Genomic DNA, 15,272 nt, shown 5'->3' with positions numbered 1-15,272 from the left:
TGCCCGGCCGAAGAGGTTGGCCAAGCTGCTGGAGAGGCTGGACTGATGGAGAATGCTCAGGGAACCCTATGGCGTACCGACGAAGCCGGGCGGCGCGTGACAGCAATCCTCCGGGAGACGGGCCAAGAGCTTCTGACGGGATGGGCCAGGCAGGTTGCTGATGCGGTGACGGGTGAGTCGCCAACGCAACTTTCACACCAACGGTCATGACTTTTCCAGGCACCCCCGATCATGAAAGTCATGACCGTATCCCTCTCCCCCAACCCCTCCCCCACGCGGGGGAGGGGAGATTCGTGAGTCGCATACGCGACTTTCACATTAAAAGCAACGCGCAAGGGCATCATGAGAGACTTTGGCCATCGACTCAACAGGACAGCCCTCAGATTGGCTCTGAGGCAGGTGTGGGTATTTGTATTGCTAGGAATTTTCAGCGCGATGGGTATGGCAGCCACCATGGACAGGTACTTTGAGACTTCCGATGGATTGCGGCTCCACTACCTGGAGGCAGGTTCAGGTGAACGCACGCTGCTGTTTGTTCCTGGTTGGCTGATGCCTGCGGCCGTTTTCGAAGCGCAACTGGCTGGTTTGTCCAGGGAGTTCCGCGTGATCGCCTTCGACCCTCGCTCGCAGGGGCTTTCCCAGGTGTACCCAGGATCCCATCGCCCCGAGATTCGCCTCCGGGATATGGATGAGCTGCTAGCGGCAGCGGGTGTGGGGGATTTCATCCTGGCGGGCTGGTCACTGGGTGTCCTGGAAACCCTGGATTTCATCGAGCAGCGCCGACCGGCCCGGTTGCGGGGTCTGATCCTGATTGACAACTCGATAGGCGAGGGCAACCCTCCGCCGCCTCGACCCTCCCGACGCCAGGAGAATCTGGCCGATCCGCAGCGACGCGTCCCCTATCTCACCGGTTTCTGCGACTCCATCTTCCGCCAGCCACTGCCGCCGGCCTTACGCCAGGCGGTACTGGCTTCAGCCCTGGGAGTCCCGCCCAAGGCCGCAATGGAATTGCTCGCCCAACCCTATCCGCGTACCTATTGGCGAGATATCGTCAACCGGCAAGAGGTTCCGGTCCTCTACGCGGTGACGCCCCGTCTGCGTGACCAAGCCGCCGCCCTGAGTCGGAAGCGTGGACCTGATCTGGCAGAAATCAAAATCTACGAGGACGCCGGTCACGCGCTTTTCTACGAGGCCGCGGATGATTTCAACACTCTGGTCCGGAACTTCTCTCTCCGGGTCTTCAGTAAACTTGTGCCGTAGCTCCCACGACCCGCCGCCGAACCACCTGGAGACATCGCTGGTTGCTGCCCTTCTGGTAACTAAAGGCAAACGGGAGTTCGCCGCTGGTCTTGCCGACACGATAGGCGGCTGCCAAGGATTGCTGGGATTTCGGATTGAACAGGGGATGCGGCCGCTCGAAATGGCCATACAACGCCACGTCGCCGATCTTGCCCAACTCGCGATAGTCAACGCCGGTTTCATCCTGCACAAGTAGCGGGGTATTAGTCACCAGCGCATCCCGTATGATCGAAAAACTAGCGTTCTGGGGCAAATGGGAGGCAGCCTTGAGAAGAACCGGATGGCGCGCCATGCGTGTCATCCAGACCCGCGACAATTCGTGGGATTCCAGGTAGGAATTGGAAAGATCCATGCGCACATAATCGACCCGCACGGTTTTCCCAGCCCGGGAGAGGGTGAGCCGGACAGCGTTCCAGGCGTCCGTACGCGCGTTCACGAGAGGCTCGAATTCGCCGGTTTCCGGGCTCAGGGCAATCGGAGATACCTCGACGACTGTATATCCCAAGCGGGCGGCAAAGGCCATCAAGATAGGCGTCAGACCTATTCTGACCTGCTTATCGCGGACATCGGCATCCAGATCGTTGGTGCGAAAGAAACCGAGGCGACCGAACTTCCGCCACTCGCCACTGAATTTCCGATAGAAATTCTGGCGTGCGGCTTCCGACAACTGCAACGGGTCTACCGGCGGCTGGGCAGGCTGCATGGCCACCAGCACATAGCGCTCAGCGGCAGGGAATAACTGGGCAACCGTTACCAGGTCCGGGCCAGCGAAGGGATAAAAAACCGTGCCACCCGCCGGTGCAGCGATGTGTTTGGCTGCCCAGTTTGCCGCTGGTTGGCCAGTACTATTGCGGTAAGCAATCCACGACTGGTCCACCGTCTTGCCATAGGCCGCACCGGCTTCCGGAACGTCGTTCGAAGTGGCTTGCCGGGAATCCGGCAGGCCAGCGTAGGCACGGGCCAGCGAATCGGTGGTACGGGCATTGGCAGATCCGCCGGCGCCCAACAAGGCCAGGAAAAGCCCAATCAGAACCAGATGGCGATGGCAGCGCAGCGAACGAGGCATGGGCAGGGATCTCCAGAAACCAGTGAATCAGGCGAATCGGTACTTGCCGAAGCGCAGGAGAGAAAAAGCGAAGACCAGGAGCAGCGCAATGCTCACTTCCGCGGGACGTTGCACCGCACCCAGGATCAGGATGATGCTCATGACGCCAACAAACAAGGGAGCGAACAGATAGCGGGCGACAGCGGGCGTCTGTTCCTTGATCCGGTACATGCCCAGCACGCAGAGTACCGGGAAGACGCCGAGAAGGAACCCCATGATCGTGAGGATCTGCTCGAAGGTGCCGGTAATCACCATCAGAATGGAGAGCCCTGCCTGTAGCCAAAATAACTGGGGAGAAACCTCGGCCGAGGGCGAAGAGGTGGGTTTCTGGGGGGCCAACCAGGAGAGCACTGTCGCCAGCACCCGCGGCCCGATGAAAGCGGATGCGCCGAGGGAGGAAAGCAGAGCGAAAGCGACGATTCCGGAGAACCAGGCTGAGGCCTGTGTGCCGAAGAGCGATTTCACCAGGATCGCCATCACCGGGATGACGCCATCAATTTCGGTGGTCGGCAGGCTGTTGAGCAGCGCCAGGTTGAGGGTCACATAAAGGAGAAGAGTAATGATCGCCCCAATAACCATCGCATTACGCACGGTACGCCCCGGGTTGGGTGCTTCCTCGGCAACGTAAATGGCGGCATTCCAACCGCTGTAGGCAAACATGACCAGCATCATGGCGACGCCCCAGTCTGGGCCGAAACCCGCCATTCTGGATGCCGACTCGACATCGGCCGGCGTGGGGGGAGAGGCCAACATCAATCCATATAGACCGAGGCCGGCCAGAAGAGAAAATTTGATGATGGCCAGCAAGGTCTGGATACGTATGCCTGACGGCCCCACGATACTGTGCAGTGCGGTCACCAAGACGAGCGTGCCGCAGGCTACCAGCTCATGCGACAGCGCAAGCTGAGGAAGTGCGGCATCCAGATAAGCAGCGAGGGCCAGCGAGGTAGCCGCGTTGGAGGCGGCAAAACCGACGACAAAGGACGTCCAGCCGGCAATCTCCCCAAGGACCGGGGAAAAGAATTCCCGCAGGATGATCGCCTCACCGCCGTTCCTGGGCAAAGCCTTGACGATGACCCCATAGCAGAAGGCGCCGAAACAGGCCAGAATACCCCCCATCACCCAGACAAGGATCACCGCCTCCGGCGCCTTGAGCAGAGAAAGTATGATTCCTGTCGTAGTGAGGATTCCCGTACCCAACATGCTGGCCACGACGAGGAAAGTAGCGGAAAGGGTACTGAGAGGGTGTTTGATCGGAAGCATGCCTTCGAAAAGAATCCTGCGATTGTATCTTGGGATGGAACGGGATGGATAGCGATTTGATGATGTGTCCGTTGCTCCTTCCTGCCGAATCAGCGCACGCGCTGTTTAGGGTCAAAACGGACGATTGCCCGCCCGTCGGCCATCTTTCTCGGCGGGGCCTTCCAGGCGTGTCCATAAACCACTTCGACGGTCGCCGGCAGCCGTCCGGCGTTCGCGAGTTGCTGATAGGCGGCGCGTACCTCGGCCCAGGCTGATCGTCCCATCAGACCATGTCGTCGAGCGCGCATCGCACAGCTTGAACCGCTGCGACGCAGATCGTTGAGCAGGTCGTCGAAGCTCGCGTAGGTCATCGTCAGTACCTCGGCATCCATCACCGGATCTGCAAAACCACACTTGACGAGCATGTCGCCGTAGTCGTGCATGTCGATAAAGCGCTGGGTATGGACGTAACCATCGCAAAAGCTGGCGCGCAATTCCTTCAGAGTGTCCGGCCCGAAAGTCGAAAACATCAGGAGCCCCTCGACTGCAAGCAGTCGATGCACTTCACGAAATACGGCCATGGGATCGTCAAGCCAGGGCAGCATCAGGTTCGACCACATGAAACCGATCGACTGTCCTGGCAAGGGCAGGCTGGCGGCATCTGCGACCAGCAGCGGTGGCGGCCTGCCGCGCAGGAAAGGGAGCAACCAGCGCAACCGCGAGCGCTGCGCCTGTCCGGCCTGCAGCATCGCTTCGCAAAGATCGACGCCCAACAGCAATGCCTTGGGATAACGTTCGCGCAGTGCGCTGAGACTGGCGCCGGTGCCGCAACCAAGATCAAGGACTCGCTGCGGTTCGATGCGCACATAGTCGAGGCGTTCGAGCATGCGCCTGCCGACTTCGCGCTGCAACACCGCCACTTCATCGTAGGTGGACGCAGCCCGCGCAAAATTTCGTTGTACCTGGCGCTGCTCGACGAACTGCGCCTGCGTCTTCATCGACGAGCGGGACGACTAGATCGGCCGTAGCCCAAGCTTCTCGAACAACACTTGATCACGATCGGCTTCGGGGTTGCCGGTGGTCAGCAGCTTATCGCCGTAGAAGATCGAATTGGCACCGGCCAGAAAACATAGGGCCTGCAGTTCTTCGGCCATCGCCTGACGGCCGGCCGACAGGCGAACGAAACTGGACGGCATGGTGATGCGCGCGGCGGCAATGGTACGCACGAACTCGAAACCATCGAGCGGCGCCACCTCGGCCAACGGCGTACCTGGAATCGGGACGAGATTGTTGATCGGCACCGACTCCGGCGGCGGATTGAGATTGGCGAGCTGAGCAATCAATGCCGCACGGTTGCGGCGCGACTCGCCCATGCCGATGATTCCGCCGGAACAGACCTTGATTCCGGCTTCGCGCACCTGGCCCAGGGTATCGATACGGTCGGCGTGCTTGTGGGTGGTAATCACCTGTCCATAGAAAGAGGCGTCGGTATCGAGGTTGTGGTTGTAGTAATCGAGGCCAGCTTCCTTGAGTTCGCTGGCCTGCCCGTCCTTGAGCATGCCCAGGGTGACGCAAGTCTGCAGGCCGAGGCCCTTGACCGCACGAATCATCTCGCTGACTTTCGCGAGATCCTTGTCTTTTGGACCTCGCCAGGCAGCGCCCATGCAGAAGCGCGAGGCGCCCTTGTCCTTGGCAGCCTGTGCTGCGGCGACGACTTCGTCGAGAGGCAGCAAGTCTTCGCGCTCGGTTTCGGTCTTGTAGCGTGCGGACTGCGAGCAATAGCCGCAATCCTCGGAACAGCCACCGGTCTTGACGGAGAGCAGCGTCGAGAGCTGAATCTCGTTGGCGTCAAAGTGCTTGCGGTGCACCTGTTGTGCGCGAAAGATCAGATCCATCAGAGGGAGCTGGTATAGCGCCTCGACTTCGGCGACAGTCCAGCGCGCTGTGCGGGCTGCAGCAGCGGTGTGTTCGGGAGTAAGCGCGGCGGCTTGAGGAATTGCGTTCATGGTCTGTAAACCTTGAAGGGTTGGGGTAAATTAAGGCCCGACAATACAAATTCCTTGCGAGCACTTGAGAGATGTCAATCTTAACTCAAAGCGCCGGACTGATTCGCAGATCGTGGGGACACCTGCTGTCGCAGGACTGCCTACTGTGTGGCGCCAACAGCGGCGAAACCCTCCTCTGCCAAGCCTGTGAGACGGATTTGCCGCGACCGTCGTCGCCAGCCTGTCCACGCTGTGCGCTGCCAACCCTACATGGCGAAGTCTGCGGTCGCTGCCTCGTCAGGCCACCGTACTATGATGCCACGTCCGCCGCCTTTCGCTATGCCTTCCCGATTGACAAGCTGGTGCAGTCATTCAAGTATGGCCATCGTCTGGCACTCGCAGGCTACTTCGGCCGCCAGTTGGCCTGGCTGAGCGAGATCGCCGCTGCCGACCTGATCATCCCCTTACCTCTACATCCCCTGCGCCTTCGCGAACGAGGCTTCAACCAGGCGCTCGAACTCGCCCGGCCGGTCGGCAAGGCCTGCCGAATTCCGATCGACGCGCGCAGTTGCAGCCGCATCCGTCATACGGCCATCCAGGCTGACCTGCCCTGGCGAGAAAGAGCAAGGAACGTGCGTGGTGCATTTCACTGCACGTCTGATTACACCAACAAGCGACTCCTCCTGGTCGACGATGTGATGACCACCGGTGCATCTCTGAACGAATTGGCACGTACGCTGAAGTTGCACGGCGCCGCGCAGGTCGCACTGCTGGTCGTCGCCCGCACCATGCCCGTGTAATCGCCAGTCGCTCTGGAACGGATTTCCGATGCGACCTGTCGCCTGCCCGGATGAGGCGCAGAAACAGCGCTCAGATCTACTCAAAGATGCTCGAACTCGGCAATGTCAGCGCCTGGACTGCCCATTGGGGAGGCAAAAGCGATGACGCCACTGCCGTGCAACACCAACTCATCGTGTTTCAGTAACAGTTCCGGCTCACCGTTGATGGTCACAAAAGTGCCGTTGGTACTGGTATCCTTGATTACGAAATGCTCGCCTCGCCGCTCGATCAACGCGTGGTTACGCGAAGCACGACGATCGTGAATCGCAATATCGCAACTCAGATCACGGCCCATCAGCAAGTGGGGCCGGTGCTTGTCGAGCACTTTCACAGAGAGGCGATAACGTATGCAGAGCCGCAACTCCTGCTCCTTGACGGGGGCCTGCGGATGATCGACGATCACTTTGGCAGCATTGCTCGCATGCTCTCGCCAGAGTACTTCGAAGACCTGCCGTTCCGCAGGCTGCCCGGCAATCGACAGGTTCTTCAGGAGGCGAGTCGATGATTGCAGATGCGGCGACAACAGCGCCCATGTTGCGCTGTTGGTCAACACCTGCCCGGCGCTGGCCAGCCCCGCCAGTGATTCGGCAGTGTTCACGCACTCGCCGAGGAATTCACCCATTTCCTCGATTGCTGCACCTTGATGAAAACCTACCTTGATCGCCAGCTGAACTCCGGAAACGGGTGGCAGGTCGGCAACCCGCCGCTGCATGGCAATGGCCGCCTGGCAGGCATCGTTGGCGTTGGCGAAGATGGCGGCGAGATCGTCCCGACCGGCCTTCATGATCTGGCCGTGAAAGCCGTCGATGCCCCGTTGCATGCGTTTCATGCAACGGTCAACGGCGTGCAGGGCTTCGGTACCCCCGAGTTTCTCGAATAGTCTTTGGCTCCCGGCAACCACAACAAACACGACCGATAGCATTCTTTCCTTGCTGCTCATGCATCACACTCCCTGTCTTGCCCTTGTGCATCGGCCTGCCCTATCGATTCTGCAGACCGTTCATCATCGCCGGTGGAATGACTGCTCATCGCCATACCTGTAGCGGAATTGGCTGCAGCAATGAGCAGTCATCGCCAAGAGGCTGCGGGTCGAATACCGAATCACCGCCCGCCATGCTTGTCAGCGCTGCCCCAGGACGCAGATCCTTGAAATCGAACAAGGTCTGGTCGGCCAGATGTGAGGGAACAATCTTCTGGAGCGCAGAAAATACAGACTCAGTGCGTCCGGGGTAGCGCCGGTCCCAATCAGCCATCATTTCGCGAATCTTCTGGCGTTGCAGATTGTCCTGCGAGCCGCAGAGATTACAGGGAATGATCGGGTAGTCCATAGCGCGCGCAAAACGAGCGATGTCCGTTTCGCCGCAGTAGGCCAGCGGCCGGATCACCACATGCGCGCCGTCGTCGGTGACCAACTTGGGCGGCATGGCCTTGAGCTGCCCGGCAAAGAAAAGATTGAGAAAAAGCGTGTGCACGATGTCATCGCGATGGTGACCAAGAGCAATCTTGTTGGCGCCGATTTCCTTGGCTGTACGATAAATGATGCCACGGCGCAGTCGAGAACACAGCGAACAGGTCGTCTTGCCCTCCGGAATCTTGCTCTTGACCACCGAATAGGTATCCCGCTCGACGATCCGGTACTCGACACCAATATTCGCCAGATAGTGCGGCAGCACGTCAGCCGGAAACCCCGGCTGTTTCTGGTCGAGGTTCATGGCAATCAAGCGAAAACTGACCGGCGCACGTTCGCGCAAGGCCATCAGAAGCGACAGCAGCGTGTACGAGTCCTTGCCGCCGGAAATGCAGACCAGAACCGTATCGCCATCCTCGATCATGTGGTAATCGGCAATCGCCTTGCCGGCCTTGCTCTCAAGGCGCTTTCTCAGGCGCAGCAGGTTATTCGACGGTTCCAAAGAGGCCCTTTCCAATCGCATGATGAATTACAGATGCGCGCTGCGACCGCCATCCACATTGATCACCTGGCCGGTCACGTAGGTCGCATCTTCAAGCAGATAGTGTACCGCTCGGGCGATGTCCTGCCGACAGCCGGCACGCTCCAGCAAGGTATGTGCCACGATTGCTGCACGCGTGGTGCTGTCAAAAAAGCCCTCCTCAGGCCACAGGATCGGCCCCGGAGCAACGGCATTCACTCGTACCCGCGGCCCCAGCTCAATGGCCAGGGCACGCGTCAGCCCCAGCAGACCCGCTTTCGCTGCGCAATACAGGGGATAGCCGGCAAGTGGTCTTTCGGCATGGATGTCGGTGATGTTGACGACGGCGCCGCGCGCAGCCAGCAGATGTGGCGCGGCAGCCTGGGTCAGAAACAGGGGGGCCTTGAGATTGCTGCCCACCAAGTCATCCCAGGCCGCCTGGTCAATACTGCCGAAGGGTGTCGGAAAGAAGCTTGAGGCGTTGTTCACCAGGGCATCGAGACGACCGAAACGATCCACGGTGCAGGACACCAGCCATGGCAAGACCTCGAGATCCTGCAGATCGGCCTGCAGACACGCGGCTGAGAAGGGTCTGAGGGCATTCAGTTCGGCAATCAGCGCCTCGGCCGCTGCCGAAGCCTGGCGGTAGTGCACCATGATATTGGCTCCGGTCGCGTGCATTTCGCGCGCGATGGCGCGGCCCACCCGCCTGGCGGCGCCGGTTACCAAGATCGTTTTTCCGCTCATCCCCCACCCATTCCCATGCTATCCCAACGATCAGGAAAGCAACCAAGCCTTGATTTTAACGGATTCTTGCCACCGTCTTCCGAAAAACGCGCCTTTCCATCGGGGTCGCGGTAAACTGTGAAAAAAAAATCGACATTGGGAGATTATTGATGAGCCATCTGGACACTCCACTCGACGCCGACGATCTGATGACGATTAGCGAGCGTATCGCCAAACTCCCTGCCGCCGAAGCCGAATGGGTCAGCCTCCTGCTGCAGGAGTTACTGCGCGCGCGCGCGCGCGAGGCTGAATTGCTGGCCGGGGAAGCAACGCTCCGGCGAGAAACGGAAGCGCATAGCGCCGAGCTGGACGATCACCTGGCACAGCTCGCTCTCGACACCGCCGAATGGTTGAAAACCCTGTGGAATGTCGGCTACATGGGAGCCGGTAACTTTCGTGCCGACCCACGCTCGAACTTTCCGTCGATTGATCTCGAAGACATTCGGAAATCCTCGCTCTTCGCCCGTATTCGCCAGGGCAAGCACGCCCTTCCGTTTGCACCGCCGACCCGGCAGGGCTTGCCCTGGCATGAACTGCTCGAAGGAAGGGCGGAACAAACCCACATGGTTAACGCCGAGGTCATTCGTGATGAAGCGGACCTCCCGATCGGGGCGATCATCGAAGGTTGTGCCGAGTGGCAGGTCATCGACGAAGACGCCGAGCAACAGGAATTCATCGTGCAGTACCAGGGCAAGGGACCGCGGTACCGGCTGCTGCTGATGGACACGACTGCCCGACTGCATCGCGAACCGCCGAGTATGACGCGCAAAATCCACCTGCAAGGACACGGAGGTTTCCACAGCTACACACTCGAATGGCCCGAAGCCGACGACCGCAAACAGTTCGTGCCCTTGCGCGCAGCCACCTGGGCGCGTGCCGAATCGGAAGCGGAGCATTGGCTGGCGACAACGCATCCCGAAATGTACGGCCAGGTCCGCTTCGAAGTGTGCGAACAGTGAAGCATTGACTACCCGGATGGCAGCCTCGCTGCCCGTCCCTACGGCCGAGGCGCTGGCCTGCAGCAGGGAGCTCAGCCGCGACATTACGGCGCGAATCGAAGCCGCGGGGGGCTGGATCGGCTTTGATCACTTCATGAACCTCGCGCTCTACTCGCCGGGCCGGGGCTATTATGCCGGAGGCGCGTACAAGTTTGGCGCCGGCGGAGATTTCCTGACCGCGCCCGAAATCAGCGCAACCTTCGCTCAGACCCTGGCCGTGCAGGTCGCGCAACTGCTCGACCTGACTTCTCCGCACATCGTCGAGGTCGGCGCCGGCAGCGGGCAGTTCGCCGCCGACCTGTTGCTCGAACTTGCGCGGCGCGGTCAGCTCCCCAAGCGCTACGAGATCCTCGAAGTGTCTGGTGAATTGCGCGCCCGCCAGCGCAATACGATTGGTCAGCGTGCGCCGCATCACCTGCACTGCGTACGCTGGCTTGACTATCTGCCCGAGCATGTCGATGGTCTGGTGCTGGCCAACGAAGTGCTCGATGCAATGCCGGTCCATCTCGTGACCTGGGCCACAGAGGCCATTGCCGAGCGCGGTGTCGCGGTCAAAGATGGACAGTTCATCTGGCGCGATCGCCGAGCCGGTGGTCGGCTGCTCGAACATGCACAGGCGCTGGCCGAGGAATGTGCGATAGCCCCCGGCTATCTGAGTGAAATCGCATTGCTGGCGCCAGCCTGGGTGGCGCAATGGGCAACGATCCTGGGACGCGGTGCGCTGCTCCTGATCGACTATGGCTTCCCTCGGCGCGAGTACTACCACCCGCAACGCGATGCCGGCACGCTGATGTGTCACTACCGCCACCACTCACATGGTGAGCCCTTCTACCTGCCGGGCTTGCAGGACATTACCGCGCATATCGACTTTACCGCCATCGTCGAAGCCGGCTGCGAAGCCGGACTGGATTTGCTGGGCTATACCACGCAGTCGAGCTTTCTCTTCAACTGCGGCCTGACCGAAATCCTGGCAAGAACACCGGCGAGCGACCCGATGCGCTACCTGCCGCTCGCCAACGCAGCGCAGAAACTGGTCTCCCCAGCAGAAATGGGAGAGCTTTTCAAGGTGCTCGCTCTCGGCAAAGGCATCAGCGAACCCCTGCTGGGCTTCGTCAACAGCGACCGCAGCGCTTCCCTCTAGGTTCGCTGGCGATGGCCGAGCGAGTCAAGCACAGCGTTCGGCGAACCACCCCCCCGGGCCGGCTGGCATCGGCCATCTCAACCGCTGGCCTTGCCGTGAGCGAGTTCCCAGACTGGGATGGTGACCCGGACAAGCTGCTCGATCTCGCTCTGCCAGGTGATCACCTGACGCCTGAGCTGCTCAAGCTGCGGTTCGAGGAGATCGAAGTGCTGGGCCGAGAGCGTCAGCAAGTGGCCGCGACGCGACAGCGCTTCGGCTTCGATGTCGCGTAGTGCAAGCACCTGCGGCGCGATCTTGAACAGCAGCAGCGATGCAAACAGGTCATCGCGGCAGGGTACAAAGCGGCCGGCCAGGACGTCGAGAGCGTCGAGCGTCGGCGCCGCCTGCGCGAGAATCAGCTCGAGCGCGGGTTTCAACGATCCCGGCGAGTTGCGTTGGAAGATTTTCCATAGACCGGCAGCGCCCATTGCCCGGTTGCACCGCTCGATCAGCTCGCCAGCGTTCCAGCTCACGACCACTGCAGTCAGTCGTTGCAGTTCGATGGTCATCGCTTCGACGCGTCGCAGCAGGGGATTCCCCCAGGCGGCGAGGTTCGCGACTTCGACCGGCAATAACTCACGAATCGCCTGGTCGAGCGCATCGAGCTGCCTGGCGGATATCGCCGGCAAGGCTTCGATGGCCTGGCGTTTCAGCCGTTCCAGGTCGGAGCCTCGACCCTCGTCGAAGAGCAGGGACGCTGGCGCATACGCCGGCTCGGCGGCCGCAGGCAGTGCCCGTTCCGGCAGCAGCAGCGCCTGCACCGGTGCTGGTGTGGACACGGGTAGCGGGGAGGAGAAGGCTGCGCGCTCGGGCAGTCTCAACGGTGCAATACGCGCCTTGGCCTGCGGCGGCGGCTGTGCCGGCGGCAGCTCGAGCGGTCGCACCTGACGCGCGGGTGGCGATCCCTCTGGCTCGGCCGGCCGAGGTGCCGCTTCGGCCGGATTCGATGCAAGCGGCGGACAAACAGGTGCTACGGATGCCGCCGCGGCATCCTGGAACAGCGGCCGGACCCGTGAATCAGGCTTCGAGACCATAACCCCGCACGAAGTCGAGCAGGTCACGCTGATAGCCTGCGCCAACCGCCTGGAACTGCCACTCATTGCCGACCCTGAACAACGAACCGATCTGGACGGCGGTCTGCCCGGCGAACTCCTCGTCGAGATCGTATTCGGCGAGAACTTCGCCAGTCTCGTCGTTGTAGACCTTCAGATAGGCGTTCTGAACCATCCCGAAGTGCTGCCGACGAGTGAGCGCCTCGTGCATCGTGACGATGAAAGAAACCTCAACCGCATCCTCAGGAGCGACGGCGAGGTCGATCTTCAGCGTTTCGTCATCACCTTCGCCAACCCCGGTACGGTTGTCGCCGGTATGCGTGACGAATCCCTCGGGGCTTTGCAGATTGTTGAAAAAGACGAAGTGCCCATCGGACAGACAGACCGGTGCATCGCCGACCGTCTTGAGGACGAAGGCGCAGACGTCGAGGTCACACTGCCCGAGAACCCGTGTGATGTCCCAGCCGATTCCGACCCGGACGACGCGCAGCTTCGGCGCGGCTTTGGTCAGGTTGATCCCCTGCCCCTTCTTCAGATTGATGGCCATGTGGAACTCCTTTGCTCGAAATGAAACGGATAGGCGGATCGCTGCTGCAGGCCTTGCCCAGCGTTCGCCGCGACCTGCGGATCAGAGCTTGCGCAGCCAGTCGCACAGTTCGGTGGTCAGCAGCGCCTCGTAGATGGCCTCGTCGCTGATCTTGAGGTTTGGGAAATGGCAGAAGCCGGCATTGGGCAGGTCGTCGGCCATTTTCTTGATGAAACGGAAATCGGTGTCGGTGCCGATGCCGACCAGTTGCCAGTAAATCTGGTACTGACGTGCCTCGCGCAGGATCTTCTCGGCCTCGGCTTCATCGCTGTTGTCGCCGTCGGTGATGAACAAACATAGCGCCGGGATATGCGTCTCCCTGGGCGCGCGCTGCTCGGTTTTCTTGAACATGCCGAGAAAACCGCTCGAAGTGACGACGCGTTCGCCGCGAAAGTAGGTGTCGAGGACCGCGTTCATCACCGGCGCGTAGTTGGTCCCTCCCCACTTGTTCACGTTCGGGTTGTCGAGGATCGCCTTCTTGACGTAGTTGCCGAAATCGGCGGCTTTCGCGACCGGCGGCGTCGAGTATTTCTGGTTGAAGGTCCATACCTCCATCTCGCCGTTGTCATCGAAGGTGCCGGCGATGGCGAGCAGGCGGTCAACCGTTGCCTGAACGAGACCATCCTGGTACTCGTTGTGCATCGAACCGGAAATATCGATGCAAAGCCCCACCCGGCAGCGTGGCGGCTGTGGTAGCGCACGCTTCTCGAGGACGATTCGGGTCTTCTTCTTGAGGTCGATCAGTGACATGACGAATCCTTTCTAGCGGGTTTTCTGGAAGCGGGTAATCAGTTCTTCGCGCAAGGCACCGAGCTTGGCGTCGGTCTGCGCCCTTGCCGCCGCGGCCTCCTCGTTGATCTTCTGAACGTCCTCGAAAGCGCCGAGCAACTGTTTCTGCACATGTTCGAGGGTCTCCATCTCGACCAGTGCCCGCTGATTGGCACGTGCAATCTCGGTGGTATTCTGGCGCAGCAGGTCGGCGTTGCGGCGCAAGGCTGCGTTGGTCGCGTCGTCGACCGCTGTCACCAGTTCGGCCGACTTCGCCTGCTCCTGCAGCAGAATGTGCAGCGAGAACTGCTTCTTCCAGGCGGGAATCGTCACCGCAACGATATCCTGGAACTTCGCGATCAGCATCCGCGAATTGTTCTGCAACAGCCTGATCTCCGGAGCAGTCTGCATGGCGATCATCTGCGCGCGCTTCAGATCGTCGATCCGCTTTTCGAGCCGCACAGCAAGCTGACGGCGATCGGCGATGGCCTGCGCCTGCATCGGGTCGCTTGTTTCGGGCGTGCCCGTCAGTTCCTCGTGCAGCGCGGCCAGCAGCTCCTGGCCCTGGATGACGGACTCGCCGAGCGCCTTGTACTCTTCCCCGTTGGCAACATACATGTCATCCAGTTCGCGAATCCGCTGTTCGTAGGTGCGTGCCGAGCGTTCGAGTTCGCCGACGAGTGCGTCAAGCTGGCCGGATACCGACTGGAACTGCGACCTGACCTGTTCCTTGGCCGAAATGAAGAACCCCTTGAGCTTGCCGAGCAGCGACTTGTCGAAGAGGAGCTTGGGATCGAGCTGCTGAGCCGTCGCAACGAGCTGGCTCAGAGAGATGCCGAACTGGTCGGCGCCAGTCCCGCGCACCATGCCGAGCAGTTGCTCGGAAATCGCCGCCACCCGCCGGGTGGATTTGTCGCCGAGCGCCGCAAGGTCGGACTCGCTGACGGTCACCCTGGCTGACGGCGCACTCAGGTTTGCCGCCAGCGGCATCACCGCACGCGCTGGTACTGGCACCGGAGGATTGACCGGCAAGGGTTCCGTAGCCGGCAGAAATTCGGCCGTCGGACTGGCCAGCGGGGAGGGCTTGTTGGCGGGGGAAGCATCGGCAAACAGTGGTTTCATGGCAACTCCCGGAAAAGAGGGGTTGATCGGTAGCGTCCGACTGTAATACTTCGACAATTTCGCACATTACTATGAAAGTCGTGAGCGACTCACGCATCTCCCCTCCCCCTCGCAAGGGAGGGGAACGAGCAGAGGGAAACGGTCATGACTTTCATCATCGGGGGGGTGTCTTGCAAAGTCATGACCGTTTGGTGTGCCGCAGTATAAGGCGAGGACCGTGCAGGGAAAAGAGGGCGGGAGGAGACACGCTCAGCGAAAGGGTCAGACCCGTCGCCGCATATGGCCTCCCCGACAACCCACAAGCAGGCTATCCTATCGGATCCCCAACAAAGGCGCGGCGCGCAGGGACGGCAACCCTGGCGTACGACGAGGTCACCAACG

Annotated in this window: 15 protein-coding genes; 4 read left to right on the top strand and 11 right to left on the bottom strand. The window is 60.8% G+C overall.

Annotated features, from left to right (window positions below):
• Positions 1-453: 453 nt before the first annotated feature.
• Positions 454-1,260 carry an alpha/beta hydrolase gene (locus tag AW06_RS20310; RefSeq protein ID WP_171047211.1) on the top strand — a complete coding sequence of 269 codons (807 nt, stop codon included), beginning with the start codon at positions 454-456 and terminating at the stop codon, positions 1,258-1,260.
• Here the strand turns inward: AW06_RS20310 and AW06_RS09410 are convergent.
• The 4 genes from AW06_RS09410 to bioB all read right to left on the bottom strand — a co-directional run bounded on the left by AW06_RS09410 (position 1,241) and on the right by bioB (position 5,652).
• Entirely contained in the window at positions 1,241-2,365 is a 1,125-nt protein-coding gene (locus AW06_RS09410; RefSeq protein ID WP_034949078.1) for a hypothetical protein, read from the bottom strand. The two genes, AW06_RS20310 and AW06_RS09410, sit on opposite strands and share 20 nt — an antisense overlap.
• 27 nt (positions 2,366-2,392) lie before the next feature.
• Positions 2,393-3,667 (bottom strand): amino acid permease, encoded by a 1,275-nt coding sequence (locus AW06_RS09405; RefSeq protein ID WP_034949076.1) that lies wholly within the window; start codon positions 3,665-3,667, stop codon positions 2,393-2,395.
• 89 nt (positions 3,668-3,756) lie between these two features.
• The gene (gene bioC / locus AW06_RS09400) at positions 3,757-4,644 is read right to left on the bottom strand and encodes a malonyl-ACP O-methyltransferase BioC (protein ID WP_034949074.1); all 888 of its coding nucleotides are present in this window, start codon (positions 4,642-4,644) and stop codon (positions 3,757-3,759) included.
• 15 nt (positions 4,645-4,659) lie between these two features.
• Positions 4,660-5,652 (bottom strand): biotin synthase BioB, encoded by a 993-nt coding sequence (gene bioB, locus AW06_RS09395; protein ID WP_034949072.1) that lies wholly within the window; start codon positions 5,650-5,652, stop codon positions 4,660-4,662.
• A gap of 71 nt (positions 5,653-5,723) precedes the next feature.
• Here bioB and AW06_RS09390 point away from each other — a divergent pair, with 71 nt between their 5' ends.
• On the top strand, positions 5,724-6,431 hold the full coding sequence (locus tag AW06_RS09390) for a ComF family protein (protein WP_046535182.1): 708 nt from the start codon (positions 5,724-5,726) through the stop codon (positions 6,429-6,431).
• Between the two features lie 80 nt (positions 6,432-6,511).
• On the opposite strand, the gene AW06_RS09385 is transcribed toward AW06_RS09390, so the two are convergent.
• The 3 genes from AW06_RS09385 to AW06_RS09375 form a co-directional block, all read right to left on the bottom strand.
• Positions 6,512-7,411: an adenylate/guanylate cyclase domain-containing protein gene (locus AW06_RS09385; protein WP_138677377.1), complete on the bottom strand. Its 900-nt coding sequence runs from the start codon at positions 7,409-7,411 to the stop codon at positions 6,512-6,514.
• An 85-nt stretch (positions 7,412-7,496) separates the two neighbouring features.
• Positions 7,497-8,381 carry a tRNA 2-thiocytidine(32) synthetase TtcA gene (gene ttcA, locus AW06_RS09380; RefSeq protein WP_273704558.1) on the bottom strand — a complete coding sequence of 295 codons (885 nt, stop codon included), beginning with the start codon at positions 8,379-8,381 and terminating at the stop codon, positions 7,497-7,499.
• Positions 8,382-8,408: 27 nt separating this feature from the next.
• On the bottom strand, positions 8,409-9,146 hold the full coding sequence (locus tag AW06_RS09375; protein ID WP_034949068.1) for a pteridine reductase: 738 nt from the start codon (positions 9,144-9,146) through the stop codon (positions 8,409-8,411).
• A gap of 149 nt (positions 9,147-9,295) precedes the next feature.
• Here AW06_RS09375 and AW06_RS09370 point away from each other — a divergent pair, with 149 nt between their 5' ends.
• On the top strand, positions 9,296-10,144 hold the full coding sequence (locus AW06_RS09370) for a hypothetical protein (protein ID WP_034949066.1): 849 nt from the start codon (positions 9,296-9,298) through the stop codon (positions 10,142-10,144).
• Positions 10,145-10,160: 16 nt separating this feature from the next.
• Positions 10,161-11,324: an SAM-dependent methyltransferase gene (locus AW06_RS09365; RefSeq protein ID WP_034949064.1), complete on the top strand. Its 1,164-nt coding sequence runs from the start codon at positions 10,161-10,163 to the stop codon at positions 11,322-11,324.
• A gap of 77 nt (positions 11,325-11,401) precedes the next feature.
• On the opposite strand, the gene AW06_RS09360 is transcribed toward AW06_RS09365, so the two are convergent.
• From AW06_RS09360 to AW06_RS09345, 4 genes are all read right to left on the bottom strand, one after another.
• The gene (locus AW06_RS09360) at positions 11,402-12,247 is read right to left on the bottom strand and encodes a hypothetical protein (RefSeq protein ID WP_138677379.1); all 846 of its coding nucleotides are present in this window, start codon (positions 12,245-12,247) and stop codon (positions 11,402-11,404) included.
• A gap of 133 nt (positions 12,248-12,380) precedes the next feature.
• Positions 12,381-12,962 carry a TerD family protein gene (locus AW06_RS09355; RefSeq protein WP_034949059.1) on the bottom strand — a complete coding sequence of 194 codons (582 nt, stop codon included), beginning with the start codon at positions 12,960-12,962 and terminating at the stop codon, positions 12,381-12,383.
• Between the two features lie 81 nt (positions 12,963-13,043).
• Positions 13,044-13,751: a VWA domain-containing protein gene (locus tag AW06_RS09350; RefSeq protein WP_138677380.1), complete on the bottom strand. Its 708-nt coding sequence runs from the start codon at positions 13,749-13,751 to the stop codon at positions 13,044-13,046.
• A gap of 12 nt (positions 13,752-13,763) precedes the next feature.
• Complete coding sequence (locus AW06_RS09345) at positions 13,764-14,891, bottom strand: toxic anion resistance protein (protein ID WP_138677381.1); 1,128 nt, start codon at positions 14,889-14,891, stop codon at positions 13,764-13,766.
• Positions 14,892-15,272 lie beyond the last annotated feature (381 nt).

Origin of the sequence: Candidatus Accumulibacter cognatus (assembly GCF_000584975.1) — a bacterium.
Lineage (GTDB): Bacteria > Pseudomonadota > Gammaproteobacteria > Burkholderiales > Rhodocyclaceae > Accumulibacter > Accumulibacter cognatus.
The sequence above is the reverse complement of the archived record's forward strand: the minus strand, read 5'-3'. Positions and strand labels throughout refer to the sequence as shown.